Source organism: Streptomyces montanisoli (assembly GCF_017813245.1).
GTDB lineage: Bacteria > Actinomycetota > Actinomycetes > Streptomycetales > Streptomycetaceae > Streptomyces > Streptomyces montanisoli.
Genome location: NZ_JAGIQL010000014.1, coordinates 31,073 through 57,276, shown reverse-complemented (window position 1 = coordinate 57,276; position 26,204 = coordinate 31,073). Strand labels below are relative to the sequence as shown.

28 protein-coding genes, 1 tRNA gene and 1 pseudogene are annotated in these 26,204 nt (G+C 72.4%); 12 read left to right on the top strand and 18 right to left on the bottom strand.

Annotated elements, in window-relative coordinates; genetic code table 11:
• Positions 1-19: 19 nt before the first annotated feature.
• The gene (locus tag JFN87_RS06000; protein WP_209338826.1) at positions 20-760 is read right to left on the bottom strand and encodes a Type 1 glutamine amidotransferase-like domain-containing protein; all 741 of its coding nucleotides are present in this window, start codon (positions 758-760) and stop codon (positions 20-22) included.
• Between the two features lie 37 nt (positions 761-797).
• Between JFN87_RS06000 and JFN87_RS05995 the strand changes: the two genes are divergently transcribed.
• The 4 genes from JFN87_RS05995 (at position 798) to JFN87_RS05980 (ending at position 4,883) form a co-directional block, all read left to right on the top strand.
• Positions 798-1,862: a DUF2797 domain-containing protein gene (locus JFN87_RS05995; protein WP_372449190.1), complete on the top strand. Its 1,065-nt coding sequence runs from the start codon at positions 798-800 to the stop codon at positions 1,860-1,862.
• Positions 1,863-1,956: 94 nt separating this feature from the next.
• On the top strand, positions 1,957-2,898 hold the full coding sequence (locus JFN87_RS05990) for an amidohydrolase family protein (RefSeq protein WP_209338825.1): 942 nt from the start codon (positions 1,957-1,959) through the stop codon (positions 2,896-2,898).
• A 70-nt stretch (positions 2,899-2,968) separates the two neighbouring features.
• Positions 2,969-3,823 carry a response regulator transcription factor gene (locus JFN87_RS05985; RefSeq protein ID WP_209338824.1) on the top strand — a complete coding sequence of 285 codons (855 nt, stop codon included), beginning with the start codon at positions 2,969-2,971 and terminating at the stop codon, positions 3,821-3,823.
• Between the two features lie 223 nt (positions 3,824-4,046).
• Positions 4,047-4,883 carry a TetR/AcrR family transcriptional regulator gene (locus JFN87_RS05980; protein ID WP_209338823.1) on the top strand — a complete coding sequence of 279 codons (837 nt, stop codon included), beginning with the start codon at positions 4,047-4,049 and terminating at the stop codon, positions 4,881-4,883.
• A gap of 25 nt (positions 4,884-4,908) precedes the next feature.
• Here the strand turns inward: JFN87_RS05980 and JFN87_RS05975 are convergent, their stop codons facing one another.
• The 4 genes from JFN87_RS05975 to JFN87_RS05960 all read right to left on the bottom strand — a co-directional run bounded on the left by JFN87_RS05975 (position 4,909) and on the right by JFN87_RS05960 (position 9,615).
• Entirely contained in the window at positions 4,909-5,379 is a 471-nt protein-coding gene (locus tag JFN87_RS05975) for a PPOX class F420-dependent oxidoreductase (RefSeq protein ID WP_209338822.1), read from the bottom strand.
• A gap of 78 nt (positions 5,380-5,457) precedes the next feature.
• Positions 5,458-6,285, bottom strand: coding sequence for a YceI family protein (locus tag JFN87_RS05970; RefSeq protein WP_209338821.1), 828 nt, complete (start codon positions 6,283-6,285; stop codon positions 5,458-5,460).
• Between the two features lie 76 nt (positions 6,286-6,361).
• Positions 6,362-8,842, bottom strand: a complete 2,481-nt coding sequence (locus tag JFN87_RS05965; protein WP_504739774.1) for an MFS transporter — start codon at positions 8,840-8,842, stop codon at positions 6,362-6,364.
• 251 nt (positions 8,843-9,093) lie between these two features.
• Entirely contained in the window at positions 9,094-9,615 is a 522-nt protein-coding gene (locus JFN87_RS05960; RefSeq protein ID WP_209338819.1) for a MarR family winged helix-turn-helix transcriptional regulator, read from the bottom strand.
• Positions 9,616-9,871: 256 nt separating this feature from the next.
• Between JFN87_RS05960 and JFN87_RS05955 the strand changes: the two genes are divergently transcribed.
• A complete protein-coding gene (locus tag JFN87_RS05955; protein WP_209338818.1) occupies positions 9,872-10,096 on the top strand; it encodes a hypothetical protein in 225 nt (74 codons plus the stop codon).
• A gap of 79 nt (positions 10,097-10,175) precedes the next feature.
• Here JFN87_RS05955 and JFN87_RS05950 read toward each other — a convergent pair whose 3' ends face one another.
• The 4 genes from JFN87_RS05950 to JFN87_RS05935 all read right to left on the bottom strand — a co-directional run bounded on the left by JFN87_RS05950 (position 10,176) and on the right by JFN87_RS05935 (position 12,978).
• The gene (locus JFN87_RS05950; protein WP_209338817.1) at positions 10,176-11,066 is read right to left on the bottom strand and encodes an RNA polymerase sigma factor SigF; all 891 of its coding nucleotides are present in this window, start codon (positions 11,064-11,066) and stop codon (positions 10,176-10,178) included.
• A 233-nt stretch (positions 11,067-11,299) separates the two neighbouring features.
• Entirely contained in the window at positions 11,300-12,295 is a 996-nt protein-coding gene (locus JFN87_RS05945; protein ID WP_209338816.1) for an RNA polymerase sigma factor SigF, read from the bottom strand.
• Positions 12,296-12,470: 175 nt separating this feature from the next.
• Entirely contained in the window at positions 12,471-12,764 is a 294-nt protein-coding gene (locus JFN87_RS05940) for a Dabb family protein (RefSeq protein ID WP_209338815.1), read from the bottom strand.
• A gap of 49 nt (positions 12,765-12,813) precedes the next feature.
• Positions 12,814-12,978: a hypothetical protein gene (locus JFN87_RS05935; protein WP_209338814.1), complete on the bottom strand. Its 165-nt coding sequence runs from the start codon at positions 12,976-12,978 to the stop codon at positions 12,814-12,816.
• A 358-nt stretch (positions 12,979-13,336) separates the two neighbouring features.
• On the opposite strand from JFN87_RS05935, the gene JFN87_RS05930 reads away from it, so the two are divergent.
• The gene (locus JFN87_RS05930; RefSeq protein ID WP_209338813.1) at positions 13,337-14,860 is read left to right on the top strand and encodes a cytochrome P450; all 1,524 of its coding nucleotides are present in this window, start codon (positions 13,337-13,339) and stop codon (positions 14,858-14,860) included.
• Positions 14,860-15,786, top strand: coding sequence for a terpene synthase family protein (locus JFN87_RS05925; protein WP_209338812.1), 927 nt, complete (start codon positions 14,860-14,862; stop codon positions 15,784-15,786). Before JFN87_RS05930 ends, JFN87_RS05925 begins: the two co-directional genes overlap by 1 nt.
• 59 nt (positions 15,787-15,845) lie before the next feature.
• On the opposite strand, the gene JFN87_RS05920 is transcribed toward JFN87_RS05925, so the two are convergent.
• The gene (locus tag JFN87_RS05920; protein ID WP_209338811.1) at positions 15,846-16,715 is read right to left on the bottom strand and encodes a PhzF family phenazine biosynthesis isomerase; all 870 of its coding nucleotides are present in this window, start codon (positions 16,713-16,715) and stop codon (positions 15,846-15,848) included.
• Between the two features lie 53 nt (positions 16,716-16,768).
• Positions 16,769-17,386, bottom strand: coding sequence for a TetR/AcrR family transcriptional regulator (locus tag JFN87_RS05915; protein ID WP_209338810.1), 618 nt, complete (start codon positions 17,384-17,386; stop codon positions 16,769-16,771).
• 88 nt (positions 17,387-17,474) lie between these two features.
• Between JFN87_RS05915 and JFN87_RS05910 the strand changes: the two genes are divergently transcribed.
• The 4 genes and pseudogenes from JFN87_RS05910 to JFN87_RS05895 all read left to right on the top strand — a co-directional run bounded on the left by JFN87_RS05910 (position 17,475) and on the right by JFN87_RS05895 (position 21,048).
• Entirely contained in the window at positions 17,475-17,948 is a 474-nt protein-coding gene (locus JFN87_RS05910) for a cupin domain-containing protein (protein ID WP_209338809.1), read from the top strand.
• 105 nt (positions 17,949-18,053) lie between these two features.
• Complete coding sequence (locus JFN87_RS05905) at positions 18,054-18,923, top strand: alpha/beta fold hydrolase (protein ID WP_209338808.1); 870 nt, start codon at positions 18,054-18,056, stop codon at positions 18,921-18,923.
• Between the two features lie 43 nt (positions 18,924-18,966).
• Positions 18,967-19,524: pseudogene (locus JFN87_RS33510) on the top strand (trimeric intracellular cation channel family protein); the annotation flags it as partial.
• 261 nt (positions 19,525-19,785) lie between these two features.
• A complete protein-coding gene (locus JFN87_RS05895) occupies positions 19,786-21,048 on the top strand; it encodes an amidohydrolase (protein ID WP_209338842.1) in 1,263 nt (420 codons plus the stop codon).
• Positions 21,049-21,071: 23 nt separating this feature from the next.
• Here JFN87_RS05895 and JFN87_RS05890 read toward each other — a convergent pair whose 3' ends face one another.
• The 5 genes from JFN87_RS05890 to JFN87_RS05870 all read right to left on the bottom strand — a co-directional run bounded on the left by JFN87_RS05890 (position 21,072) and on the right by JFN87_RS05870 (position 24,164).
• Positions 21,072-22,406, bottom strand: a complete 1,335-nt coding sequence (locus JFN87_RS05890) for an MFS transporter (RefSeq protein WP_372449189.1) — start codon at positions 22,404-22,406, stop codon at positions 21,072-21,074.
• Positions 22,407-22,520: 114 nt separating this feature from the next.
• Positions 22,521-22,605 (bottom strand) — tRNA-Ser (locus tag JFN87_RS05885).
• 31 nt (positions 22,606-22,636) lie between these two features.
• Complete coding sequence (gene tadA, locus JFN87_RS05880; RefSeq protein ID WP_209338840.1) at positions 22,637-23,125, bottom strand: tRNA adenosine(34) deaminase TadA; 489 nt, start codon at positions 23,123-23,125, stop codon at positions 22,637-22,639.
• 86 nt (positions 23,126-23,211) lie between these two features.
• On the bottom strand, positions 23,212-23,757 hold the full coding sequence (locus JFN87_RS05875; protein WP_209338807.1) for a tRNA adenosine deaminase-associated protein: 546 nt from the start codon (positions 23,755-23,757) through the stop codon (positions 23,212-23,214).
• Between the two features lie 188 nt (positions 23,758-23,945).
• A complete protein-coding gene (locus JFN87_RS05870; RefSeq protein WP_209338806.1) occupies positions 23,946-24,164 on the bottom strand; it encodes a hypothetical protein in 219 nt (72 codons plus the stop codon).
• 109 nt (positions 24,165-24,273) lie between these two features.
• Here JFN87_RS05870 and upp point away from each other — a divergent pair, with 109 nt between their 5' ends.
• Positions 24,274-24,906, top strand: coding sequence for a uracil phosphoribosyltransferase (gene upp / locus JFN87_RS05865; RefSeq protein WP_209338805.1), 633 nt, complete (start codon positions 24,274-24,276; stop codon positions 24,904-24,906).
• An 83-nt stretch (positions 24,907-24,989) separates the two neighbouring features.
• Here upp and JFN87_RS05860 read toward each other — a convergent pair whose 3' ends face one another.
• Positions 24,990-25,664, bottom strand: coding sequence for a LytR C-terminal domain-containing protein (locus JFN87_RS05860; RefSeq protein ID WP_209338804.1), 675 nt, complete (start codon positions 25,662-25,664; stop codon positions 24,990-24,992).
• Between the two features lie 112 nt (positions 25,665-25,776).
• On the bottom strand, positions 25,777-26,079 hold the full coding sequence (locus JFN87_RS05855; RefSeq protein WP_030905926.1) for a type II toxin-antitoxin system VapB family antitoxin: 303 nt from the start codon (positions 26,077-26,079) through the stop codon (positions 25,777-25,779).
• Positions 26,080-26,204: the final 125 nt, after the last annotated feature.

Below are 26,204 nucleotides of genomic sequence, written 5' to 3'. Positions count from 1 at the left end.
GCTTCTCCTCTCCCGCCCGTCAGGAGTGCGGTGAACGAAGGAGGCGTGGGGGGAGAGGGGTCTCCACCGCCTCGTCGCCCTCGCGGGTGACCCGGTACGCCAGGGCGCCGGGGGTTTCGGCGACCGCCTCCGTCAGCTCCGTCCCGTGGTAGACGAGCCCCACCCCGTCGTCGGTGCAGTGTGTCTCCGGGAGGGTCCCGGCCGCCACCAGCTCGTGCACCAGGCGGCGCCGTCCTGGGTCGGTGTCGTAGTGCACGCCGTTTCCGTACGGGAGGAGCCCGAGGCCGTTCATCACGGGGCGCAGCTCCGGGCCGTACGAGTCCGTCGTGCCGCCCTCGTACCAGCAGATCGAGCCCGCGCTCACGCCGCTGAGCACGACGCCGGCCCGCCATGCGCGGCGCAGGATCCCGTCGAGGCCGTGGACCCGCCAGACCGCCAGCAGGTTGGCGACCGAGCCGCCCATCACCCAGACGACGTCCTGCTCCATGACCGCGCCCTCGATGTCGTCCATGTTGGGCATCGGGAAGAGCTGGAGCGGCGTCATGTCGAAGCCCGCGACGCGTGCGGCCTCGGCGGCCCTGGCCGTGAACGCCTCCGCGTCGCCGATCGCCGTTCCTACGTACATGACACGGGGCCTGCGGCCGTGCGCGCCGGAGAGTTCGACGGCGTGGTGCACCAGGGCGCCGAAGGCGATCGCCGTCCGGCGGCCTTGGCGCAGGCCGCCTGAGGTGGCGAGGACGGTGGGCTGTGGGGCTGTCATGACGGGCGAGCTTAGCGAGCACGGCTGATTGTCAGTGGTGGCCTCTACGCTCGGAGAGGTGTCGGACACATGGCGGTGTGCCGGACTGCGGTGGAGTGGTGGCGTCGACGGCCGCTCCGCCGGGCCCGGACTGGTCTGGGAGTCCCACAAAGCCTGGGAGTCCCACGAAGCGGTGGGGGAGAGCGGGGATGCGTATGGCGGGAGGCATAGCGGCGGCGGGCCCGGTGGCGGGCCCGGCGGAGCAGCGGGGCGCGTAAGCGCCCTGGCGTACGGACGCGAGCTGGGGTTTCGCGCCGTCGGTACGCGTCGGTGCACCGGCGCGGGCCGTGGGCGCTGCCCGCTCGCGGCCGAGGTGCCGGCCCGGAGCACGGGGGCCCAGTGTTCCGAGTGCGCGCGCCTCGACCGTATGCGCTCCGTCGCCGCCGACACGATGGCCGACGATCCGCGTCCCTACCGCGTCTATCTGGCGTGGTTCGGTCCGGGGATGCGGAAAGTCGGCATCACCGCGGAGGCGCGCGGCTCCGCCCGGCTGCTCGAACAGGGCGCCGTCACCTTCAGCTGGCTCGGCCGCGGCCCGCTGATGGCGGCGCGCCGTACGGAGGAGCTGCTGCGTGCCGCGCTCGGGGTGCCGGACCGCATCCCGTACGCGGCCAAGCGCGCGGCGCGCGCCGGGCTGCCGCCGCGGCCCGAGCGCGCCGCCGAGCTGGCGGAGCTGCACGCACGTGCGGTGGCGCTGGCGGGCTGGCCGGGTTCGCTCGAACGGGCGCCGTTCGTCGCCGTCGACCACGCGGCCGCGTTCGGCCTCGAAGACGGGACGGTCGGCGACGTCGGCGGTGGCGACGGCGGCCTGCGGCTGGCAGCGGCGGTGACGGAGCTGGTGGCGGGCGGCTCCATCGCGGGACACCTGGTCGCGGCGGCGGGCCCCGACTTGCATGTGGCCGTCGAGGGCAAGGGTGTCGTCGTGGTGGACACCCGGCTGATGAAGGGGTGGCGGCTGGGGCACACAGGACGGGAGGGACGTGAGGGAAACGAGGAGCGCGGGTCGTGGCTTGCCCTGCCGGTACGGCAGTTGCGCGGCGACGTGCAGGACGGGCTGTTCTGACACCCAGGGGCGGGACGGCCTGACGCCGGGAGGCGGGCCGCCCTGAGGCACTGGCCTTGTGGACACTTTCGGAGTGGGCGCCGAGAGTGGGGCCATGAGCGATCAAGGGGTGGACGAGCGGGCTGCCGTGCGGGCGTTCCGCGAGCGTGCCGGGCTGCCCGGCCTGATCGACGTGCACACGCACTTCATGCCGGACCGCGTGCTGCGCAAGGTGTGGGCGTACTTCGACAGCGCCGGCCCGCTCGTGGGGCGCGTGTGGCCGATCACCTACCGGCACGCGGAGGACGAACGTGTCGCGCTGCTGCGGGGGTTCGGCGTGCGCGCGTTCACGTCGATGGTCTACCCGCACAAGCCGGGCATGGCCGAGTGGCTCAACGGCTGGGCCGCCGGCTTCGCCGCTCGTACGCCCGACTGCCTGCGGACGGCCACGTTCTTCCCCGAGCCCGACGCCGAGGCGTACGTGCGGGAGGCCGTGTCGGGCGGGGCGCGGGTCTTCAAGGCGCACGTCCAGGTCGGCGGGTACGACCCGAACGACCCGCTCCTCGATCCGGTGTGGGGGCTGCTCGCCGAGGCCGGCGTGCCCGTGGTCACGCACTGCGGGTCGGGGCCCGTGCCGGGGAGGTTCACGGGGCCCGGGCCCGTGCGGGCGCTGATGGCGCGCCATCCCCGCCTGCGGCTGGTCGTCGCGCACCTCGGCATGCCCGAGTACACGGACTTCCTGGCGCTCGCGGAGAAGTACACGTCGATGCGGCTCGACACGACCATGGCGTTCACGGACTTCAGCACCGAACTCGCGCCCTTCCCCGGCGGCGGGGACGCGCTCGCGCGCCTCGCCGATCTCGGCGACCGGGTGCTGCTCGGCACGGACTTCCCCAACATCCCGCATCCGTACGTGCACCAGCTGGAGGCGCTCGAACGGCTCGGGCTGGGCGAGCACTGGCTGCGAGCGGTCTGCTACGGGAACGCGGCAGCCCTGTTCAGCGTTGACGGGGCAGCCGGTGTGCCGGGCGGTGACGGGGGTCTCACCGGTCCCTGAGAGGAATTTCTCAGGCAATTCACAGAAAGCCGCAAGGCGGCTCTCAGAGGCTCTGCCCAGGGTGAGGAGCATGACGATCACCTCGCCCCGCGGGCGCACCGAAATGCTGAAGCCGGACGGGAGCCCCGTCCGCGTACTCGTCGTGGACGACGAGGCGTCGCTCACCGAGCTGCTTTCCATGGCCCTCCGGTACGAGGGGTGGGAGGTGCTGAGCGCGGGCGACGGCTCCGCCGCGATGGACTCGGCGCGCGACTTCGCGCCGGATGCGGTGATATGGGACGTCTCGCTGTCCACGGTGGGTGTCTCGGCCGGGGCCACGGCCGGCGGCGCGGCCGGCGCGGTCGCCGAGGCCGGTGAAGGTGGTGCGGGCGGTGCGGGCGGCGCGGTGGCCCAGGCACCCGACGCCAGGGCGGTGCTGCGGCGTCTGCGGACCGAGCTCCCGCAGGTCCCGGTGCTCTTCCTGACCACCAGGGACGGCGTCGAGGAGCGCATCGCGGGCCTCACGGCGGGCGGCGACGACTACGTCACCAAGCCGTTCAGCCTGGAGGACGTGGTGGGCCGGCTGCGCGGCCTGATCCGCCGCTCCGGCGTGGCGACGGTACGCAGCGAGTCGATGCTGGTCGTCGGCGACCTCACGCTGGACGAGGACAGCCACGACGTGACGCGCGGCGGCGACTCCATTCACCTCACGGCGACGGAGTTCGAGCTGCTGCGCTACCTGATGCGCAACCCGCGCCGGGTGCTGTCCAAGGCACAGATCCTCGACCGGGTGTGGTCGTACGACTTCGGCGGCCAGGCCAACGTGGTCGAGCTCTACATCTCGTACCTGCGGCGCAAGATCGACGTGGGCCGCCCGCCGATGATCCACACGCGGCGCGGCGCCGGCTACCTGATCAAGCCGGGGGAGCCGGGCACAGTCCGCTGAGCCTCTGTGGCTCGTTCACGGCTACCGACGGGAAGGATCACCACCAGCCACGGCATAACATCCTCAACCGGGTGGATCATGGGAACGGTACGGGAAGGCGTACGGGAGGAGGCCCGCGGGGCCGCCGTCCGCCCGCGGGTGCTCAGGCGCCCGCCGCCCGACCCGTACAACCCGCCGAAGGTCCGGTACCCGCCCGGCCGGATGGAACCGAGGAGGCTGGCCCATGGTCGCCGGAGCCCACCGCGCGAAGCGTCCCGCACGGACGAGCGTGTGGCTTGAGGGGAAGCCGAGGGTCCGCGGGCGGCGCCACGAGCGGCCGGAGCAGCCGCCCGCCGCGGCCGGTGACCCCACTGCCCTCGACCGCGACCGGATCACCGAGGTGTCCGTCCGCCTGCTGGACGCGGAGGGCCCGGAGAAGTTCTCCATGCGGCGGCTCGCCTCCGAACTCGGCGTCACGGCGATGTCGCTGTACTGGTACGTGGACACCAAGGACGACCTGCTCGAGCTCTCCCTCGACCACGTATTCGGCGAGGCGACCGTGCCCGAGCCCGAACCCGTGCCCGAGCCCGTCGGCGCGACGGACGAGGACTGGCCCGGCCAGCTGCGCGCACTCGCGGCCAGCTACCGCTCCGTGTTCGTCGACCACCCGTGGGCGTCGCCCCTCATCGGCAAGTACCTGAACATCGGCCCCTGCGCCACGCTCTTCTCCAACGCCGTGCGCTCCGTCGTCCGGCGCATGGGGTTGCCGCCGCGCGTGCAGCGGGGCGCCATCTCGGCCGTCTTCCAGTTCGTGTACGGCTTCGGCACCATCGAGGGCCATTACGTGCAGCGGTGCGCGGACGCCGGACTCAGCCAGGACGAGTACTACCGCCTCGCCATGGGCACGATCGACGAGCAGCCCGGCCTGAGGGCGGCGTTCGCCTCCACGGGCGAGCCCATCGAGCCGCGCGGCGCCTCCACCGTGCAGGAGATGCGCGAGCGCGACTTCGAGATCGCCCTCGACCTGCTGGTGGCGGGCATCGAGGCCCTGCGGGTGCGGGGCGCCGCCGCCACGCCCTGAGGGCCGCCGCCGCCCCCCTGAGGGCTCAGGACTCCGGGGCGAGGCGCGCGGGGAAGCCGCCGGTGGCCAGCGGCGACCAGCGCTCGGGCGTGACGCGGATGATGGACTTGCCCTGCTTGACCATGGCCTCGCGGTACTCGTCCCAGTCGGGGTGCTCGCCCGAGATGTTGCGGAAGTACTCGACGAGCGGCTCGACGGACTCCGGCACGTCGAGCACCTCGGCGACGCCGTCGACCTGCACCCACGGCCCGTTCCACTCGTCGGACAGGACGATCAGGCTGACGCGCGCGTCGCGCTTGGCGTTCCTCGTCTTGGCGCGCTCCGGGTAGGTCGACACGACGATCCGGCCCGCGTCGTCGACGCCGCAGGTGAGCGGGGAGCCCTGGGGGCGGCCGTCGGAGCGCGTGGTGAGCAGGATCGCGCGGTGCCGCGGCCGGACGAACTCCAGCAGCCCCTCGCGGTCGACGACGGTGTTCGTTGCGATGTTCGGTGCCATGGCGGCAGCCTACGGCGGGCGCGCGCCGGAGGCTGCCACCCGCCCGGAGGCCGCCACCCGCCCGCAGGCCGCCGCGCGTCACATCATCGGCGGCAGCTCGCCCTGGACCGCCTCGATGTGCAGCTCAACCTTCAGCACGGCGCCGACCATCGCGATGCCGGCCTGGACGACCTGGTTGTAGTTCATCGAGTAGTCCTCGCGGCGCAGCTCGGTCGTCGCGCTGAACGCGGCACGCACGCCGCCCCACGGGTCGGAGCCGCTGCCCAGGTAGGAGAGCGCGAGGTCGACGTCGCGCTCCACGCCGTGCAGGGCGAGCTTGCCGTGCACGGTCCACCGGTCGGTCCCGGCGGGCACGAGGGACGTGCTGCGGAACGTGATGTCGGGGAACGCCTCGACGTCCAGGAAGTCCGGCGACTTGAGGTGCTTGTCGCGCAGCCCGTTGCCGGTGTCGATGCTCGCCGCCGCGATGGTCGCCTCGACGTGCGAGGCGACATACTCGCCGCCGTCCTCGACGATCTCGATCGTGCCGCCGAACTCGTTGAACCTGCCGTGCACGCTGGCGAGGCCCAGGTGCTGGGCGACCGCGCTCACCGTCGAGTGAGCCGGGTCGATGGACCACGAGCCTGGCGGCGGCAGCTCGAAGCCGCCCTGCCGTGCCAGCACGACCGTGCCGACGTCGGCCCGGCCACTGGCGGTGACCAGGGCGGTCGCGGCCGAAGGCGTGTAGCCGACGGCGGTCACGACCACCGTGTAGGGCCCCGGGGCCAGCGTGTCCGGCGCGGAGACGACGCCGTCGGCGTCCGCGTCGGCGCGCAGCACCTGGCTGCCGTTGGTGTCCGTGAGGGTCACGACCGCGTGCTGCACGGCCCAGCCGTCCCGCGTCCTGACCTGTGCGCGAAGTCCCATCCCGCGTTCTCTCCTTGGTCTTGCTGTGTGACGAGGCGGCGCGGCGGACGTGTCTGGTGCGTCCGCCGCGCGCCTGCTACTCGACGGGATGCGTGAGCTCGATGTCGTGCCCGTCGACGCCGCGGCCCCCCACGGTCAACGAGCCGGCGACCGGCGGGTAGCCGGTGGCGATGACGGTGTACTCGCCCGAGTCCAGGTCGGCGAAGGCGTACGCGCCGTCCTCGCCGGTCGTGGACGTGGCGACGACGTTGCCCGCCGCGTCCACGAGCGTGACCCGCGCGTCGTGCAGCGGGCGGCGGTCGGCGCCCGCCCGCACGATGCCCTGCACCAGCGCGCCCGAGTCGAGTACGGCCTCGATCCGCGTCACGCCCTGGCCGCCGATCTCCACCGGGAGTGCGAGCGGCCGGTAGCCCGACGCGTTGACGGCGACGGTCACGGAACCGGGCACGAGCTCGCCGAACGCGAACTCGCCCATCGCGTCCGACTTGCCCGTGGCGAGCACGTCGCCGCGGATGTCGGTCACGATCACCATCGCGTCCGCGATGGCCGACCCCGAGTCGGCGCCGCGCACCGAGCCCGCGAGGCCGCTCGTACCGGAGAGCAGGATGTCGAACGGCAGCGGCTCGTCGCCCACGACCACCGTGGACGCCTGCGGCTGGAAACCGTCGGCGGCGGCGATCAGCACGTAGCTGCCCGCGCCTGGCGCCTCGACGACGTACACGCCGTCGGGGCGCGCCACGGAACGGCCGAGCTGCCGGCCGCCGAGCGAGATGAGGGTCACGGCGGCGCCGGACACCGCGGCGCCCTCGGCGCTGCGTACCAGGCCGTGCACGGGCGTGCCCTCGGGCAGCGGCGGCACGCCCGTGCCGTCCATGCCCCCGGTGGCGCCGGTCGCGGCGAGGCCGACGAGCGGCTGAGTACGCCCGGTGGTGTCCGTACGCCCGGTCGTGTCCGCGGCTATCTCCGAGGAAGCGGCGACGGGCGCCTGGGCCTGCGCGGCGGGTCCGGTGACGGCGGCGGCCGTCTCCTGCGGGTCCTGCGACGAGTCGCCGACAGCACGTGTCCTCAACGGAACCTCCTTGATGAACCAGGTGACCAGGAACGCGACGAGTGCACACGGCGCCGCGAACAGGAAGACGTCACCTACACCATGCCCGTAAGCGACCTCCATGACGTGACGCAGGGGTGCGGGCATCGCGTTGAGATCGGGAATACCGCCTCCGCCGCTGCCCGCCTTGGCGGCCAGGGCCTTGCCCTGCGGGCCGAGCGCGGTGAGCCCGTCCGTGACGTACTTCGTCACGTGGTTGGCGAGGATCGCGCCGAGCGCGGAGACGCCGATGGCGCCACCCAGGGAGCGGAAGAACGTGACGGTGGAACTGGCGGACCCGAGGTCCTTGGCCTGCACCTGGTTCTGCGTGCACAGCACCAGGTTCTGCATCATCATGCCGACGCCGAGGCCCATGGCCGCCATGAAGATCGCCATGTGCCAGTACGTGGTGTCGTACCGGATGGTGCCCAGCATGCCGAGGCCGCCGGTCAGCAGGAAGCCGCCGGTGACGAGCCAGACCTTCCAGCGTCCTGTACGGGTGATGATCTGACCCGCGACGGTCGAGGCCACGAACAGGCCGGCGATCATGGGGATGGTCATCACGCCGGACATCGTCGGGCTCTTGCCGCGCGCCAGCTGGAAGTACTGGCTGAAGAAGACCGTGCCGGCGAACATCGAGATGCCGACGAACAGGGACGCCGTGGATGCCAGGGAGATCGTCCGGTTGCGGAACAGCCGCAGCGGGATGATCGGCTCGCTGGCCTTCGACTCCACCAGCAGGAAGAGCAGGCCGAGCACGATCGAGCCGCCGACCATGGCGTACGTCTGCCACGACAGCCAGTCGTACTTGCTGCCGGCGAACGTCACCCAGACGAGCAGCAGCGAGGCCGCCGCGGCGATGAAGAACGCGCCGCCCCAGTCGACCTTGACCTTCCGCTTCACGAGCGGCAGGTGCAGCGTCTTCTGCAGCACGATCAGGGCGATCACCGCGAACGGCACGCCGACGTAGAAGCACCAGCGCCAGCCCAGCCAGGACGTGTCGGTGATGACACCGCCCAGCAGCGGGCCGCCGACGGTGGCGACGGCGAAGGTCGCGCCGAGGTAGCCGCTGTAGCGGCCGCGCTCGCGCGGGGAGATCATCGCGGCCATCACGATCTGGGCGAGCGCGGACAGGCCGCCCACGCCGATGCCCTGGAAGACGCGGACCGCGATCAGCATCTCGGAGTTCACCGAGAGGCCGGCGATGATCGAGCCGATCACGTAGATGCTCAGGGCGACCTGGACCAGCAGCTTCTTGCTGAACAGGTCGGCGAGCTTGCCCCACAGCGGGGTGGTCGCCGTCATGGCCAGCAGGGAGGCGGTCACCACCCAGGTGTACGAGCTCTGCCCGCCGCCCAGGTCGGAGATGATGTGCGGCAGCGCGTTCGTCACGACCGTCGAGGAGAGGATCGCGACGAACAGTCCGAGCAGCAGCCCGGACAGGGCCTGCATGATCTCGCGGTGCGTCATCGGCGCGCCGGTGCCGGGGGCTGGGGCTGGCTCGCCGCCGTGTTTGGCGTGGCCGCCCCGCACACCGGTCGGTGTGGATGTAGCCATCTGGTCTGGTTCCTTGTCCTGCGTCTGTGGGGGTGAGGGTTACGGGTTGGCCGGTGGACGCGCCGCACCGGGCGCACCGGCTGTTTCGGGCATGTCACCCGCGGGCATGTCAGCCGCGCGTCGAGCCGTCGCTCACCGGGGGCGTGTGCCGGGCCGGGGGCTCGTCACGGTGCGTTCGCCGGCGCGCTCGCCGGGCGTGGGGTCGAGGCCGCGGGTGCGCGGTGGCCTGTGGCGGAGTGGTCGCCGCCGTGGAGCGCGCGGCAGTCGCCGAAGTCCTCGCGGAGCCTGCCGAGCATCGTCGTCAGCGCCTCCAGGTCCTCGTCGGACCAGTCGGCCAGCGTGGTCGCGATCATCTCGACGGCGGCCTCGCCCATGGCCGCGAGCATGTCGCGCCCCGCCGGGGTCAGCCTCAGCAGCCGGGACCTGCCGTCCGCCGGATCCGGCAGCCTCTCGAGCCAGCCGCGCTGCGCCGCGTGCGCGACGTGCCTGCTGGTCACCGACACGTCGACGGCGAGCAGCTCGGATAGCCTGCTCATCCGCATCTCGCCGTGGGCGTTGACCAGCGAGAGCACGGCGGCGGGACCGCCGGGGCACTCGGCGGGCAGCGAGCGGGTCAGGGCGCGTTTGACGGCACCGAGGGCGGTGATGTTCCGCGCCAGTTCCCTGTACCGGCTCTGTGTGGCCATGGGCTCTCCCGACGATTACGTTGCTCTAGGCAACCATAATCATGTTGGTTGCTACAGGCAAATGAAAACGTACGGCACAGACCACGGAAAAACAAAATCTTCACATCAGAATGATCAATATGCTTGCGCACGCGTTCGATCACACACTCGTGCGCGTGGCCGTCACGCCCATCTCACGTCCACCCCGTGAACACCCGACAACCCTTTTCGGGGCCGGGCTTGGGCGGAACCCGGTGGTTCGCTAGGGTCTCGCACCATGGCACACAACCCTCATGCCCCGCAGGGCCCTCAGGGCACACCTGGCAACCCCGACCCCGCGGGCAGCACCCAGATGTTCCGCGCCTTCGTCGACGAGGGCGAGCCGCAGCGGCAGCCGGCGGCAGCGGCGCGCCAGGGTGGCGGGCCGAAGGTCGGCGTGATCGTCGGCGTGGTGCTCGTCGTGGTCGTGCTGGCCGTCGTGGCCTGGCTGGCCCTCGGCTGAGCCCGCACGTCCCCTTGATTCTTTCCGTTGATTCTTCCCGGCCGGTCCGCGAGGACCGGCCGGCTCGTCGATTCCCGGATCAGTCGGAGATCAGGCCCTCGCGCAGCTGCGCGAGGGTGCGGGTCAGCAGGCGCGAGACGTGCATCTGGGAGATGCCGACCTCCTCGCCGATCTGCGACTGGGTCATGTTCGCGAAGAAGCGGAGCATGATGATCTGCCGCTCGCGGGGCGGCAGCTTCGCCAGCAGCGGCTTGAGCGACTCCCGGTACTCCACGCCTTCGAGCGCGAGGTCCTCGTAGCCGAGGCGGTCGGCGAGCGACCCCTCGCCGCCGTCGTCCTCCGCCGAGGGCGAGTCGAGCGACGACGCCGTGTACGCGTTGCCCACCGCGAGCCCGTCGACCACGTCCTCCTCGGACACGCCGAGCACGGCGGCCAGTTCGGGCACGGTCGGGGAGCGGTCCAGCTTCTGCGCGAGCTCGTCGCTGGCCTTCGTCAGGGCGAGCCGCAGCTCCTGGAGGCGGCGCGGCACGCGCACCGACCACGAGGTGTCGCGGAAGAAGCGCTTGATCTCGCCGACGACCGTCGGCATCGCGAACGTCGGGAACTCGACCCCGCGCTCGCAGTCGAACCGGTCGATGGCCTTGATGAGGCCGATCGTGCCGACCTGGACGATGTCCTCCATGGGCTCGTTGCGGCTGCGGAAGCGCGCCGCCGCGTATCTGACGAGCGGGAGGTTGAGCTCGATGAGCGTGTCGCGCACATAGGTGCGCTCCGGGCCGTCCGCGCCTTCCCGGCCCTCCGCGTCCAGCGCGGCGAGCCGCAGGAACAGGGAGCGGGACAGGGTACGGGTATCGATGGCCTCCGGCTGTGACGGCACCGGCGGCTGGGCCACCACGGTGTCGAGAGCGTCGGGCGCGGGAGCGCTCTTGGTGAGCGTGAGCACCTTAGGGCTGCCCTGTTCTGCGGACATGCCACCCCCTTGAGGTCGCGGACGGTCGCGCTGGGCGTTCTATTCGATGAACGCAGCCTCCACCTGAATACCGGCGGCGGACCCGTGCCAAACGCGGTATCCGCAGAATGTCACATGTCGGCAACACGCTGTAGTGACATGTCGACATGGGAGGGCGGCGTCAACGCAGGAAAACGGCCATCTGGAGCGGCTGGGACGGAGGGTGACGGAAATTCAGGGAGTAACCGCGAGGGTTAGGCTTCGATCCGATTTGCGGATCGAAGTCTGGCAAAGCTTCGGGCAAGAAGCCTTGACACATGCATCTGCGAGACCCCCAGCTCCTGGCTGATCTGCGACTGCGTCAGGTTGCTGTAGTAGCGCAGCATCAGGATGCGCTGCTCGCGCTCGGGCAGCTGTACGAGGAGGTGCCGTACGAGGTCGCGGTGTTCGACGCCGGCGAGCGCCGGGTCCTCGTACCCGAGGCGGTCGAGCAGGCCCGGCAGCCCGTCGCCCTCCTGTGCGGCCTCCAGTGAGGTGGCGTGGTAGGAGCGGCCCGCCTCGATGCAGGCGAGCACCTCGTCCTCGGAGATCTTCAGTCGTTCGGCGATCTCGGCCGTGGTCGGCGAGCGGCCGTGAGCGGTCGTCAGGTCCTCGGTGGCGCCGGTGACCTGGACCCACAGCTCGTGCAGGCGGCGCGGCACGTGGACGGTGCGCACGTTGTCCCGGAAGTAACGTTTGATCTCGCCCACGACGGTCGGCATGGCGAACGTCGGGAACTGCACGCCCCTGTCGGGGTCGAACCGGTCGATCGCGTTGATCAGCCCGATCGTGCCGACCTGGACGACGTCCTCCATGGGCTCGTTGCGGCTGCGGAAGCGTGCGGCGGCGTACCGCACGAGGGGGAGGTTCGCCTCGATCAGCGCGGAGCGGACGCGGTGGTGCGCCTCGGTGCCGGGTTCGAGGGTCTTGAGCTCGGCGAAGAGGACCTGCGTGAGGGCGCGGGTGTCGGCCGCCCTGCTCTGCCCGGCGGTCGGGGGGCGCCCCTGTGTGCACGTGCCGCCCGCGCCGCCCTGTGTGCCCGCGCCGCCCTGTGCGCTCGTGCTGCCCGCGCCGCTCGCGCCCCCCTGTGCGGGCGTCCCGGCGGCTCCGTCGGCCCCGTCCGCCGTGTCGCCCCGGGGCGCGCCCGCGCCCTGAGAGGCGGCGGGCGGTGACTCCTGGGGTGGTGCTTGAGGCGTTGTACTGGCCGGCACGGTCACGCCACCCCTCGTCAACTTTCGGTCAACTCATCGGTCAAAAGCGGTCATAGCATCACAAGACATGTGCACGATGTGCAAGCACCCGGTAACTCCGTGTTGGCGCTCTTTCTGCCGCTTAAACGCAGAGGGCCCCACGTCATCCCGACGTGGGGCCCGAGCGGGAGGAGGGTCAGAACTCGTAGTCGGCGATCACCCAGGTGGCGAACTCGCGCCACAGGGCCACGCCCGCCTGGTGGTCGGGGTGGTCGGCGTAGCGCCGCAGCGCGTCGCGGTCGGCGACGGCGGCGTTGATGGCGTAGTCGTACGCGTTCGACCGGTCGCTCAGGTTCCGCGCGAACTCCCACGACTCGACCTCGGGCACCCGGCCGCCGAGCGCGGTGAAGGCCGCCACGCCCGCGGAGACGCGCGGGTCGTCGTGCGAGACGCCCTCGTTGAGCTTGAACAGGACCAGATGGCGGATCACGGCGCACTCACTCCCGGGGGGACGACATGCCGCGCCGAGGGCCCCTGGGCTACTGGATGAGCTGGGTGAAGAACTGCCCGACGCCCTGCGCGGCGCTGGATATCCCCTCGAACCCTACTTGCACCAGGTCGGCCGCCCTGGCCGGGGACGTGATGATCGTATAGAGGATGAAGACGACAATCGCATAGAGGATGACCTTCCGTGCGGTCGCCATCGGCCTCACCCTCCCCCGCCGGCTGTCCCGTTGGGCCGTTTGCAGTAGCCGTGAGTTTAACCATACGAATGCCGATCGCCGGTGATTGAGGGCGGCCGGGCACCCGTCGTCCACCGTCTGTCCGGGTGATTTCCGCGAAGGCACGTTTCGGATCCAGGCAGATCCGCGAAACGACTACGCTCAGTCAATTTTCATAAGCGAAGCGTGAGATGCTGAGGTTCTGTCTGCCGGTCGCCGGCAGGAAACAGCCCCTCATCCGGTGAGGGGACGAGACGCGCGAGACCCATACGCACGGACGCGCGCGAGGGCGCGCAAGCGCGCACGCGCGCCAAGTGACCGCTCACGGAAGGTTGATGACGTGGCCACGTTGGCTCCTCACTCCGACGGCCGTTCGGACCGCACCCGTCCGACGGCGCCCACCCCCCGGGCCCCCGGCGGGGTGCCTGGACTGGGCCATGTGGTGCCGCTGCTGCGCGACCCCCTCGGTTTCATGGAGTCGCTGTCCCGCGTCGGCGGCGTGGTCGAGACCCGGCTCGGACCGCGTCGCGTCCGCGTCGTCACGGCGCCCGCGCTCGTCCACGAGCTGCTGGTCGCCCTCGCGCACGACGCGCCGCGCGGCGCGGTGCAGCAGACCTTGAAGGACGCCTTCGGCGACGGCCTGCTGATGTCCGACGGCCAGGCGCACCGCGACCGCCGCCGCAGCATGGGCGCGGCGTTCACCAGGACGCGCGTCGCCGACTACGTACCCATCATCCAGAGCGTGGTGAAAGAACGTATCGCCGGCTGGGGCGACGGACGACTGGTCGACGTCGAGCGGGAGATGAACCACCTCGCGCTCGACGTCGTCACCCGCACCCTCTTCGGCGCCCGGCTCGACGACGACCTCGCGGCGGCGTTCCACCGCGCGCTGCCCGACCTGGTCAAGGGCCAGATCGTGCACTCACTGGCGCCCCACCCGTCGTTCGTGCGCCTGCCGCTGCCGGTCAACCGCCGCTTCGACGAGGCGGTCCGCGTCATCCACCAGGTCGTGGACAGGGCGGTCGGCGAGCGCCGCGACGGGCTCGGCGAGCGTTGCGAAGGGCTCGGCGAGCGCCGCGAAGGGGAGGACGGCGGCCGGGAGGGCACACTGCTGGCCCTGCTGCGTGAGGCCGTCGACCCGGCGACGGGCGAACCCCTCACCGAGGACGACGTACGCGCCGAGGCCATCACGATGTTCGGCGCGGGCACCGAGACGGTGTCGACGACCATGACATGGCTGCTCCACGAGCTCGCGCGCCACCCGGACGTCCTGGCGCGCGTCGTCGCCGAACTGGACGCCCACCTCGGCCCGGTCGCCGACGCCGCGTCCGACGTCCTCACGCTGGAGATGTTCGACCACCTCCCGTACACCGCGAACACGCTCCGCGAGGTGGTGCGCCTGCACACGCCCAACGCGTTCCTCATGCGCACCGCGCGCAGGGACGTCACGCTCGGCCCCTACCGCGTGCCGGCCGGCACCGAACTCCTCTTCAGCCTCACGGCCCTCCACCGCCACCCGGACTTCTTCCCCGACCCGCACACCTTCGACCCCGGCCGCTGGGGCGCCGAGGAGCCCGCGGGCGCGGCCGCGCGGCGGGTGGCCATGCCGTTCGGCGCGGGCAAGCACAAGTGCGTCGGCGAGGACCTGGCGTGGGCGGAGCTCGGCGTGGCCGCGGCGACGATCCTGCGCTCACTGAGCCTCCAGCCGGTGCCGGGGCGCGAGGCCAGGGAGGTCGTGTGGACCACGGTCCAGGCGCAGGGCCTCGCCATGACGTTCGCCCCGCGCACGGACGCGGACGCGGGCGTGGACACGGACACAGACGCGCACACGTACACGGACACTGACGCGGCGGTGGACCTGTGATGACGGCAGGCGCCCCGCAGGGCGCGGTGACGGACGCCCACACCGCCTGGCTCCTGCGCTACTGCCTCGTGCCCGAGGACGCGCTGGAACGCCACCACTCGTACGCGCTGCCCGCCCTGATCGCGGACGCCTACCCGCAGGCGAACCACGAGGGGCTGAGCCTGCTCGTCGACATGCTCGGCTGGTTCACGATCATCGACGACCACTTCGACGGGCCGACGGGGCGCGACCCCGCGGCGGCCCGCCGGCTGATCCGCGACTTCCTCGACGCGATGGACCCCGCGCCGCCGGCCGGCGACCCGGTTCCCGCCGGGGTGGCCGACCTGCCCGCGGCCTGGCGCGACCTGTGGCACAGGCAGCGGGCGGCCATGCCGGTGCTCTGGTCGCGCCGTGCGGCACGCGACTGGGCCCGCTGCCTGACCACGTTCGTCACCGAGACGGGGCACCGCGCGGCGGCGACCACGCCGACGGTGCGCCAGGCGGTGCTGCTGCGGCGCCACGCCAGCTGCCTCTACCCGTTCACGAACATGCTGGAGTGGGTACGCGGCACCCCGCTCCCCGAGGAGGTGCACGCCGAGCCCGAACTGCGGCTGCTGCGCGCCCACATCGCGGACACGGCGACGCTCGTCAACGACCTGTACTCGCTGGAGCGCGAGGAACGGCAGTGCGCGCCGTTCGACGAGGAGCCGCGGTGCGCGCCGTTCAACATGGTCACGGTCCTGCGGCGCGAACAGCGCATGAGCAGGGACGCGGCGATCTCCACCGTGCGGGCCGAGATCGACCGGCTGAGCCTGCGCGGCGACATCCTGCGCAGCCGGCTGGCCGCCCATCACCCGGAGGCCGGCTGGTACCTGCGCGAGACGCGCCGGCTGGTCGACGGCGTACGCCGCTGGTCGAGCACGACGAGCCGCTACGCGCCCACGTGAAGTGACGTGAGGTGACGTGACGTCGGCCCATTCCGGCGTCTGCCGGGTTCACGCCGTCGTCACGGCTCCAGCCGCACGGCCGTCCCCGTGACCGTGACCCGGGGATCCACCGCGCTGATACCGACCAGCAGTTCGCCGGGGCGGCCCATGTCCTCGCCCTGGCGGACGGTCACCTCCGCCGTCTCCGGCACGAGTCCGAGGGCCCGCAGGTAGCCGCCGAAGGCGGCCGCCGCGGCCCCGGTGGCGGGGTCCTCGACCACCCCGCCCACGGGGAAGGGGTCGCGGGCGTGGAAGAGCGCGGGCGTCTCGCGCCACACGAGGTGGACGGTGGTCCAACCGTGGCGGCCCATCACCGCGGCCAGGGCGTCGAAGTCGTAGGCCAGGTCGGCCAGGCGCCGTCTGCTCGCCGCCGCGAGCACGAGGTGGTCGTTGCCCGCGAAGGCGACGTGCGGCGGCAGTTCGGGGTCGAGGTCGGAGCGTGCCCAGCCCAGGGCGGCGAGCGTGGCCGTCAGCTCGTCGTCCCCGGCGGGCCGCGAGCGGCTCGGGACGCTGGTGAGCGTTGCGGTCACCGTCCCGTCCCGGCCCACGGCGGTGGCGACGGGGATCTCGCCGGCGGGCGTGTCGAAGACGAGTGCCCCGGCTCCGGCGCGCTCCGCGAGCGCGACCGCCGTCGCGACCGTGGCGTGGCCGCAGAAGGCCACCTCCGCGAGCGGGGAGAAGTACCGCAGGGTGAAGCGGCGGCTCGCCGGGTCGGCCGCCGTGACGAAGGCCGTCTCCGAGTAGCCCACGTCGGCCGCGACGGCCAGCATGCGTGCCTCGTCGTACCCGGACGCGTCGAGCACTACGCCGGCGGGGTTGCCACCGGCGGGATCGGAGCTGAAGGCGGCGTAGCGCAGCACGTCGGTGGAGGCCCCAGGAATCGCTGTCATGGGTGAACTGTGCCACGCGGGAGGCGCGTTGGCGTGCGCCCCATGGACCCGCCCTACGCGGGCAGCGCCGCGCGCGTGAGCGTCGAGGCCGTGTGCACGGCGCTGGCGACGGCGTCCTCGGGGTCCAGGCCGCACAGGTCGGTCAGCGTGAAGAGCGCCTCGGCGCTGACGACGACCGCGAGGTCCTTCTTCAGCTGCTCAAGGGCCGCGGGGTCCTCGGCGCCGAGCGTGGCGGCGAGCGGTTCGAGCGCGTGGTCGATCAGGCCGAACCGCAGCCCCGGGCGCGCGGAGGCGGCCGCGGGCCTGGCGATGGTGGCCGCGATCATGGCGCGGGTGGCGCCCTGGACGCTCAGGACGTGGCGCAGCAGGTGCTCGGTGGCGGCGGCGACGCGGGCGACCGGGTCGGTGGACCCCGCCACCGCTTCCAGTGCCTCCGCCGGGGTGGGCCACTGCCCGGACATGGCCTCGCTCAGCAGGCTCGGCAGGTCGGGGAAGTAGCGGTAGGCGGTTGCCTCGGACACCAGGGCGGCCTTGGCGACAGCGGGCATGCTCACCTCGCCGCCGGTGCGCATCAGATCGGCGGCGGCGCCCAGGATCGCGGTGCGCGTGCGCAGTTTCTGGTTGCTGCGGCCGGTCTTCGTCTGCTCGGCCTTGAGTTCGCCGTTCTGCATGGAACCACTGTAGCAAGTTGACTCCCATCGTGAGAGCCTACTTGCACAAATGGAGGAGCAGGCACAGCGACGAGCAAGGAGCAGAACCATGAGTGACGTTTCGGTCGTCGGTCCCGGCGACGGCGAGGTGATCGAACTCGGCGCGGCCACGATCCGCGTCATCGAGGACGGGAGCACCACGGCGCACCGCCTCGGGATCGTCGAGATCACGCTGGCCCCGCATGAGGAGGGCCCCGCGCAGCACCGCCACTCCCGTCACGACGAGGGGTTCTACGTCGTGTCGGGGACGGCCAGGTTCACCGTCGGGTCCACCGTGTACGACGCGCCGCCCGGCGCGCTCGCGATGGTGCCCCCGGGTGTGCCGCACGGCTTCGCCAACCCCGGCGACGAGCCGCTGGTCATGATCAACACCTTCACCCCCGACTTCTACGTCGGGTACTTCCGCGATCTGCGGGACGCGATCGCCGACGGCCGCGCCGCGACCGCGGAGGGCGTCGGCGAGGTGATGGCCCGCTACGACACCGCCCTGGCCGAGGATTTCGCCCCCGGCGGCGACGCCTGAGGCGGCGGGCCGGGTCGTTCGTGAGAGTGCTCTTGCATGAAGAGAGTTGACTGCTTACTCTCGTGAGAGTCAGCTCTCACGAAGACTGCAAGGGAACCCGCGAACATGACCGTCCACGCGCCCGCCCCGTCCGCCCCCACCACCCGCACGATCACCCTCCCGGGCGGCGTCACCGTCACCGTCGACGAGTACGGTGACGCCGCCGCCGCGAGCACGGGCGCCCTCGTGCTGCACGGCGGGGCCGGCCCGGGATCCGTCGCCGGCCTGGCGGCCGCGCTGTCCAGGTACGGCTACGTGGCCGTCCCCACCCACCCCGGATTCGACGGCACGCCGCGGCCCGAGTCGACCGACACCATCGCCGATCTGGCCGTGGCCTACCTGGACCTGCTCGACGCGCTCGGCCTCAGCTCCGTCATGGTCGCGGGCAACTCCGTCGGCGGCTGGACAGCGGCCGAGATGGGCACGCGCGACAACCACCGCCGGATCGGCTCGCTCGTCCTGCTCGCCGCCACCGGCATCAAGCCCGAGCCTCCGCTGGAGATCGCGGACCCCGCACGACTCGGCCCTGCCAAGGCCGGCGAACTGGCCTTCCACAATCCCCAGTACCGCCTCGACCCCGCCGCCCTGAGCGAGGAGCGCAAGGCCGCCATGGCCGCCAACCAGCGCACGCTCGCGGTCTACGCGGGCGACCCGTTCTGCTACGACCCGAAGCTCGGGGGCCGCCTGCACCGCGTCACCGTCCCGGTCCTCGTGCTCGCCGGCGAGCAGGACGGGATCGTCCCCCTGGCGTACGAGCGCGCCCTCGCCGACGCGTTCCCGCGCGCTACGTTCCGGCCGGTGCCCGAGGCCGGGCACTTCCCGCAGATCGAGCAGCCGGCGCAGGTACTCGACGCCATCCGTGCCTTCGTCCCCACGGAGGCCGCGGGCGAGGTCTCGGGCGAGGCTGCCTCGAAGGCCGCGGCCGAGCGCCGCTGACCTCGCGCGCTCCCGTCCCGCGCCTTTCCCGGGCATTCGGGCGATGTCCGCGCCGCCCCGAGGACCGGGCGCGGCCGACGGGGAAGGCCTCGGGTGCGGCCGCGCACCGCGGCGCGCGAGCAGAGGGCGGACGCACATGGGCCACTGGCTGTCGCCGGACGGCGTCGACACGGTGACGCACTGGCTCGACCTGGCCGGCGTGTTCATCATGGGGCTGCTCGGCGGCGTGGTGGCCAGGAACGAAGGGCTCGACCTCTTCGGCTACCTGGTCGTCGGCACGGTGTCGGGTCTCGGCGGCGGGATCATCCGCGACACGCTCCTGCAACGCGGCACCCCGGTGGCTCTCACGGACGTCGCGTACCTGCCCACCGCGTTCGCCGGTGCCTTCGTCGCCTTCGTGCTCACCCTCGGCGAGGACGAGTGGGCGAAGGCGTTCACGGCCCTGGACGCCGCGGTCATCGGCTTCTGGTCGGTTGCCGGGGCGCAGAAGACGCTCGCGGCCGGCCTCGGCTGGCTGCCCGCCGTGCTCCTCGGCACCATCACAGCGGTCGGCGGGGGCGCCGTGCGCGACCTGCTGCTGCGGCGCGTGCCCGCGATCTTCGGGGGCAACGGCCTGTACGCGACGGTGGCCGTCGCCGTCTCCGGCCTCTTCGTGCTCTGCGCGGACCTCGGCCACCCCACCCTCGGCATCGTCTGCGGCGTGCTCCTGGCCCTGGCGTTCCGGGTGGTCGCCCACCGGCGGGGGTGGTACCTGCCGACCGGCCTGTCGCTCGATCCGCACTCCGCCCTCGACGCCGCGCGCGGCAGGACCCCCTGGGGGGCGGCGACAGGCCCCCGTTCCCCGCGAGGAAGGAAAGATCCCGTGCCCGCACCGCTCGACCGCGTCCTTGCCGGGCTCCCCGGCATCCGCCAGGACGCCGAGGACCTCTACAAGGACCTGCACGCCCACCCGGAACTCGGCAACGACGAGCACCGCACCGCCGCACGCGCCGCCGAACTCCTGCGCGGGTACGGCTACGAGGTGACGGAGTCCATCGGCACCACCGGCGTCGTCGGCGTCCTGGCCAACGGCGACGGGCCGACCGTCCTGCTGCGCGCGGACATGGACGCGCTGCCCGTGCGCGAGGACACCGGGCTGCCGTACGCGTCGACCGCGACCGTGACCGGCGACGACGGGGATGAGCAGCCGGTCATGCACGCCTGCGGGCACGACGTCCACGTCACGTGCATGCTCGGGTTCGCGCGGCTCATGGCCTCGGCCGGGGACGCCTGGTCGGGCACGCTCGTCACGCTGTTCCAGCCCTCGGAGGAGAAGGCCGACGGCGCGGACGGCATGGTGGAGGACGGGCTGACGGACCGCGTCCCGCGGCCCGACGTCGCCCTCGCGCAGCACGTCCTGCCGTACCCGGCCGGCTATGTCGGGGTGCGGCGCGGCTCGTTCCTGTCCGCCGCCGACAGCCTGCGCGTCACGCTGTACGGGCGCGGGGCCCACGGATCGATGCCGCAGGCCGGCGTGGACCCGGTGGTGTTGGCGGCCATGTGCGTGGTGCGCCTGCAGACGATCGTCTCGCGCGAACTGGCCGCGACCACGCCCGCCGTGCTCACGGTCGGCAGCATCAGGGCCGGCGCGAGCCCCAACGTCATCCCGGACACCGCCGTCATGGAGCTCAACGTCCGCACGTACGACGACGCCACCCGCAGGCAGGTGCTCGACGCCGTGCGACGCTGCGTCGACGCCGAGGCGAAGGCGTCGAACGCGCCGCGCCAGCCCCTCGTCGAGCGGCTGAACGCGTTCCCGCCGACGGTCAACGACGACGAGGTCGCCGACCGCCTCGACCGTGCGTTCCGCGACCACTTCGGCGACGACGCGCACACCATCGGCCTGCAGACCGCGAGCGAGGACTTCAGCCGCATCCCCGAGGCGTTCGGCGCGCCCTTCGCCTACTGGGGCATCGGCGGCATCGACCCGGACACCTACCGCGCGGCCGCCGAGCGCGGCACGGTCGCCCAGGACATCCCCGTCAACCACTCACCGGCCTTCGCGCCCGTGATCCAGCCGACCCTCGACACCGGGATCACGGCGCTCGCGGTCGCCGCGCTCGCCTGGCTCGGCGCCGACGCGTGATCGACCACGGTTTCGCGGCCGCCTCAGATCCGGTAGCGGCGCAGTTCCGGCAGCGCGGCCGCCAGGGCCAGCATGATCACGACGACCAGCAGACCGCCGCCCGCGACCGTCGCCCGCGGCCCGAGCGCCGAGCCCGACGTGCCGTGCAGCACGTCGGCCAGGCGCGGCCCGCCCGCGACCACGACCGTGAAGACGCCCTGCATCCGGCCGCGCATCTCGTCGGTCGCCGCGGACAGCAGGATGGCGCCGCGGAACACCATGGAGACCATGTCCGCGACGCCGGCGGCCGCCAGGCACGCCACCGCGATCCACAGATTGCCGCTCAGCCCGCTCACGGCCACCGCGAGACCCCAGGCCACGACCGCGCCGATGACCATCAGGCCGTGCCGCCCGGCCCGCGAGAAGGTGCCGGAGAACAGGCCGCCGACCACCGCGCCGATCGGGATCGCCGCATACAGCAGGCCGAGGGCGAGCCCCTGCCCGTAGGGCGCGAACGTCTGCGAGGCCAGCTGCGGGAACAGGGCACGCGGCATGCCGAAGACCATGGCGATGATGTCCGCGAGGAAGGAAAGCAGCAGCACCCGGCGCCGTGACATGTAGCGGAAGCCCTCGGCGATCTGCCGCCACCCCGCCCGCCTGACGGCCGAAGAACCGCCGAGCGGCGGCAGCGAGGGCAGCCGGAAGACGGCCCACACCGTGGCGCACAGGGCGACCGCGTCGATGAGGTACAGCTCGGGAAGCCCGATGACGGGTATGAGCGCGCCCGCGAGCAGCGGCCCGGCCACCAGGCCCGTCTGCATCACGGTCGAGCTGAGGGCGTTGGCGGCGGGCAGCTCGTCCGCCGGGACGAGCCGGGCGATGGACGCGGTCCTCGCGGGCGAGTTCAGGCCGAAGAAGGCCTGCTGCAGCGCGAGCAGCGCCATCAGCACCGCGACCGAGCCGAGGCCCGCGATGGCCTGCGCCCAGAACAGCAGCGAGGTGCCGGCGATGCCGCAGTTGGTGATCAGCAGCAGCTTGCGGCGGTCCATGCTGTCCGCGATGGCGCCGCCCCACAGCGCGAAGACGACCAGCGGGACGAGCCCAGCGAGGCTGGCGTAGCCGACCCACGCGGATGACCCGGTGATGTCGAATATCTGCTTCGGCACCGCCACGGCCGTGAGCTGGCTGCCGACCGCCGTGACGATCGTCGAGGACCAGAGCCGGCGGAACGGCGGATGGCGCAGCGGCCGGGTGTCCATCGCCCAGCGGCGCCATCCGCGCCGACCGGGGGACGGCTCCACCGCCGGCGCGCTCGCCGCCGGCGCGGCCGGAACGTCGCTCGTCCCGGCGCTGCCTTCGGTGCTCTGACTGCTGTCCACGGACTTCCTGTTGGTCAGTACATCTTTCGATCGCGAGGTTCACTGTCCCAGAGCCGCGCGGGTGGAAGCAGCACGAAGGGCCCGGTCCTGTGGACCGGGCCCTTCGCCCACCTGCGGTAGCGGAGGGATTTGAACCCTCGGTGAGTTTCCCCACACTCGCTTTCGAGGCGAGCTCCTTCGGCCGCTCGGACACGCTACCGGGAGAGATCCTAGCCCACGTGGGGCCGTGGTCAGAAATCCGTATCCGTGGCCGTATCCGTGGCCGTATCCGCGGCCGGTCCCTCCGGGGTCCTGCGCAGGGCGAAGAAGTCGCGGAGCCCGGCCGCGCACTCGTCGGCCAGGACGCCGCCGATCACCTCGGGGCGGTGGTTGAGGCGGCGGTCGCGCACGACGTCCCACAGCGAGCCCACGGCGCCCGCCTTCTCGTCGCGCGCGCCGTAGACCACGCGGTCCACGCGCGCCTGGACCAGCGCGCCCGCGCACATCGTGCAGGGTTCGAGCGTGACGACGAGCGTGCAGCCGGTCAGCCGCCACGCTCCGGAGCGCGCGGCGGCGGCGCGCAGGGCGAGCACCTCCGCGTGTGCCGTCGGGTCGCCGGTCGCCTCGCGTTCGTTGCGGCCGGTCGCGAGCACCGTCCCGGCGGGGGACAGGACGACGGCGCCGACCGGCACGTCACCGGTCAGCGCCGCGCCCGCCGCCTCGTCGAGGGCGCGGCGCATCCACGTACGCCACGGGTCGCGCACCGGATCGGCCGGGACGCCGGGGCTGTCCTGTTCGCCCGGTCCGTCCGGTCCGCGTGACTCCACTAGCGCACGGCCTCCAGGACGTCGGAGGCGCCGAGCGCGTCGGCGATCTCGGCCATGGCGTCGGTCTCCACAGCGAGGAGCTGCGGCACGGCCACCCCGAGGTCGGTGAGGATCTCCCGGTCCCCGACCGGCCCCGCCGGGTGGTCGCCCGGGCCTGGGCCCGCGAGGGCGTCGCCCGTGTCCTCCGTCTCGTCGTCCGCTTCGGGTTCGCCGTCCTCGGTGCCGTCGAGGTCGAGCGTGTCGAGGTCGGTCGCGGCGTCGTCCTCGTCGCCGCCGACCACTTCGTCGACGAGGATTTCCCCGTACGAGGAGCGCGCGGCGGCCGCCGCGTCGGAGACGTAGACGCGCGGGTCGTCCTCGCCCTCCACGCGGATGATGCCGAACCAGGCGTCCTCCTGCTCGATGAACAGGAGGACCGTGTCCTCGTCCACCGATGCCTCACGGGCCAGATCCGTCAGGTCCGAGAGGGTTTCCACGTCGTCGAGGTCTGTATCGCTCGCTTCCCACCCGTCTTCGGTGCGCGCGAGCAGTGCGGCGAAGTACACCGTGACTCTCCCACTGGATAGAGGTGTGACGAACGGGCGGAGTGCTGCGCTTGCCCGCCCACTCGGAATCGTGGCAGAAACCGGCGCTCCGCGAGAGGTCTTCGGCCGTTGCGTCGTGCGCGCGTTTTATTGGCCGCCCGTTCGCCACGCGGCGGCGGCCGGCCCGCCGGCGTGGCGGTTGCCCGGGGCTACCAGCGGAAGGACCGCATCCGCAGCTGCCTGCGCAGCCTCTCCGCGCGGGCGTGCTGCGGCCGCACCCGCTCGCGCAGCGCCTTCGCCTCCGCGAGTTCGCGCAGAAAACGGGCGCGCCTGCGGCGCCGTTCGGCGTCCGTCTCCGGCGCGCGGGGCGCGCGGGGGCCGCGGGGGCCGTCCGCGCCGCTCTCGCGGCCTTCGCCCTGCTCGGACATCAGCGCCACCTCCTGCGTACACGGTGGGTATCGCTGCCGTACGTGTTCCCGTGCCGGGGGTGGATGATGCCGACGCGTGATGCCTTGGCCTCCGGTTACGCTTTTCGGCATGCGGATCCACGTCGTCGACCATCCACTGGTCGCGCACAAACTGACCACCCTGCGCGACCGGCGCACCGACTCGGCCACCTTCCGGCGCCTCGCCGACGAGCTGGTCACCCTCCTCGCCTACGAGGCGACACGGGACGTACGCACCGAGCAGGTCGACATCGAGACGCCCGTGACGTCGACGACCGGCGTGAAGCTGTCGTACCCGCGGCCCCTCGTGGTGCCGATCCTGCGCGCCGGCATCGGCATGCTCGACGGCATGGTCAGGCTGCTGCCGACGGCCGAGGTCGGGTTCATCGGGATGGTGCGCGACGAGGAGACGCTGCAGGCGTCCACGTACGCGAACCGCCTGCCGTCCGACCTCTCCGGCCGCCAGGTCTACGTGCTCGACCCCATGCTGGCCACGGGCGGCACGCTCGTCGCCGCGATCCGCGAGCTGATCGGGCGCGGCGCGGACGATGTGACCGCCGTCGTGCTGCTCGCGGCGCCCGAGGGCGTCGAGACGATGGAGCGCGAGCTCGCGGGCTCGCCGGTGACGGTGGTGGCCGCCGCCGTCGACGAGCGCCTGGACGAGCACGGCTACATCGTGCCCGGGCTCGGCGACGCGGGCGACCGCCTGTACGGCTCGGCCTGAGCCGGGGCATCGGGCCGAGCCGTAGGGCGCGGGGGCGCGGGGGCGCCGGGGGCGCGGGGGCGCGCCTTCGGCCGGCCGGTGGCTCAGCCGTGCGAGGCGGGGCCCGTCCGCGCCTTCGCGCCGGCCTTCGCCGCGCGCGTGCCGGCCGAGGGGCAGCCGGGCTTGGCGGGCGGCTTCGACAGCGAGGCCAGCTCGGTGTCCGCGACCTTCTGCGCCGTCAGGGCCGTGAAGCCCGTGCCGATGATGAAGTCGACGTCCTTGCCCGTCCTGGTGTCGGTCTTGGGCGACGCGCCCTTGACCTGCGTGCCCAGAACCGTGAACGTGCCGTTGGCCGCCGAGGGCGCGCCCAGCAGGACGGCGGCACCCGCCACCTTCTTGTCGTACTGCGCCGACGCGTTGCCCACCTTGCCGACCACGAAGCCGCGCTTCTTGAGCTCGTCGGCGGTCCGCTGGGCGAGGCCGCTGCGCGTCGTCGCGTTGTAGACGTTGACCGTGATCTGCGCCGGCTTCGGCAGCGTCTTCGCCGCCGCGGCGGGCCGCGTGCAGTCCGGCTTCTTCGCCGCGATCGCCTTGCTCGCGTCGCCGGAGAACACGTGGATCAGCTGCTGCGTCCCCCACCCCACGAGCCCCAGCACGACCACGGCCGTGACGACGGCGAACACGACCCGGCCGCGACGGCGGGGGCGGCGCATGCGTGGGTACTTGTCGCCCGTGATGCGGTACTTCCCGCCGAGCCCAGGGGGAGTGAGCATGCTCATGTGCGCAGCGTAGTGCGCGCGGTCAGTGTTTCCTACTAAACGATCAACGGATCGCTCGGGTGGAGCGGTCAATGCCCCCGAAAGGACCAGTGGCCGCCCCCACGCCGGGCCGTCAGCCCGCTTCGAGCTCCAGCACGCGCGCGTGCAGGACCTGGCGCTGCTGGAGCGCGGCGCGCACCGCGCGGTGCAGGCCGTCCTCGAGGTAGAGGTCGCCCTGCCACTTCACGACGTGGGCGAAGAGGTCGCCGTAGAACGTCGAGTCCTCGGCGAGCAGCGTCTCCAGATCCAGCTGGCCCTTGGTGGTCACGAGCTGGTCGAGGCGGACCGGGCGCGGCGCGACGTCCGCCCACTGCCGGGTGGATTCCCGGCCGTGGTCGGGGTACGGCCGCCCGTTTCCGATGCGCTTGAAGATCACACGGAAAGCCTACCGGGCAAGCGGCACACGGCGCAGCCATCGCGTGAGTGAGTAATGGTGACATATGCCGCCTAATGGATAGGAGAAATTAACGGAACCACGTCTTCCGTTAATTCTCCGGACAC

Bases quoted from the DNA above. Each gene is read 5' to 3' on its own strand.
- JFN87_RS05980 (WP_209338823.1), top strand. From the start codon at position 4,047: ATGGTCGCCGGAGCCCACCGCGCGAAGCGTCCCGCACGGACGAGCGTG.
- JFN87_RS05915 (WP_209338810.1), bottom strand. From the start codon at position 17,386: ATGCAGAACGGCGAACTCAAGGCCGAGCAGACGAAGACCGGCCGCAGC.
- tadA (WP_209338840.1), bottom strand. From the start codon at position 23,125: ATGCGCCGCGCCCTCGACGAGGCGGCGGGCGCGGCGCTGACCGGTGAC.
- JFN87_RS05950 (WP_209338817.1), bottom strand. From the start codon at position 11,066: ATGTCCGCAGAACAGGGCAGCCCTAAGGTGCTCACGCTCACCAAGAGC.
- upp (WP_209338805.1), top strand. From the start codon at position 24,274: ATGCGGATCCACGTCGTCGACCATCCACTGGTCGCGCACAAACTGACC.
- JFN87_RS05905 (WP_209338808.1), top strand. From the start codon at position 18,054: ATGACCGTCCACGCGCCCGCCCCGTCCGCCCCCACCACCCGCACGATC.
- JFN87_RS05970 (WP_209338821.1), bottom strand. From the start codon at position 6,285: ATGGGACTTCGCGCACAGGTCAGGACGCGGGACGGCTGGGCCGTGCAG.
- JFN87_RS05920 (WP_209338811.1), bottom strand. From the start codon at position 16,715: ATGACAGCGATTCCTGGGGCCTCCACCGACGTGCTGCGCTACGCCGCC.
- JFN87_RS05870 (WP_209338806.1), bottom strand. From the start codon at position 24,164: ATGTCCGAGCAGGGCGAAGGCCGCGAGAGCGGCGCGGACGGCCCCCGC.
- JFN87_RS06000 (WP_209338826.1), bottom strand. From the start codon at position 760: ATGACAGCCCCACAGCCCACCGTCCTCGCCACCTCAGGCGGCCTGCGC.
- JFN87_RS05910 (WP_209338809.1), top strand. From the start codon at position 17,475: ATGAGTGACGTTTCGGTCGTCGGTCCCGGCGACGGCGAGGTGATCGAA.
- JFN87_RS05955 (WP_209338818.1), top strand. From the start codon at position 9,872: ATGGCACACAACCCTCATGCCCCGCAGGGCCCTCAGGGCACACCTGGC.
- JFN87_RS05935 (WP_209338814.1), bottom strand. From the start codon at position 12,978: ATGGCGACCGCACGGAAGGTCATCCTCTATGCGATTGTCGTCTTCATC.
- JFN87_RS05860 (WP_209338804.1), bottom strand. From the start codon at position 25,664: ATGAGCATGCTCACTCCCCCTGGGCTCGGCGGGAAGTACCGCATCACG.
- JFN87_RS05960 (WP_209338819.1), bottom strand. From the start codon at position 9,615: ATGGCCACACAGAGCCGGTACAGGGAACTGGCGCGGAACATCACCGCC.
- JFN87_RS05965 (WP_504739774.1), bottom strand. From the start codon at position 8,842: ATGACGCACCGCGAGATCATGCAGGCCCTGTCCGGGCTGCTGCTCGGA.
- JFN87_RS05990 (WP_209338825.1), top strand. From the start codon at position 1,957: ATGAGCGATCAAGGGGTGGACGAGCGGGCTGCCGTGCGGGCGTTCCGC.
- JFN87_RS05925 (WP_209338812.1), top strand. From the start codon at position 14,860: ATGACGGCAGGCGCCCCGCAGGGCGCGGTGACGGACGCCCACACCGCC.
- JFN87_RS05975 (WP_209338822.1), bottom strand. From the start codon at position 5,379: ATGGCACCGAACATCGCAACGAACACCGTCGTCGACCGCGAGGGGCTG.
- JFN87_RS05985 (WP_209338824.1), top strand. From the start codon at position 2,969: ATGACGATCACCTCGCCCCGCGGGCGCACCGAAATGCTGAAGCCGGAC.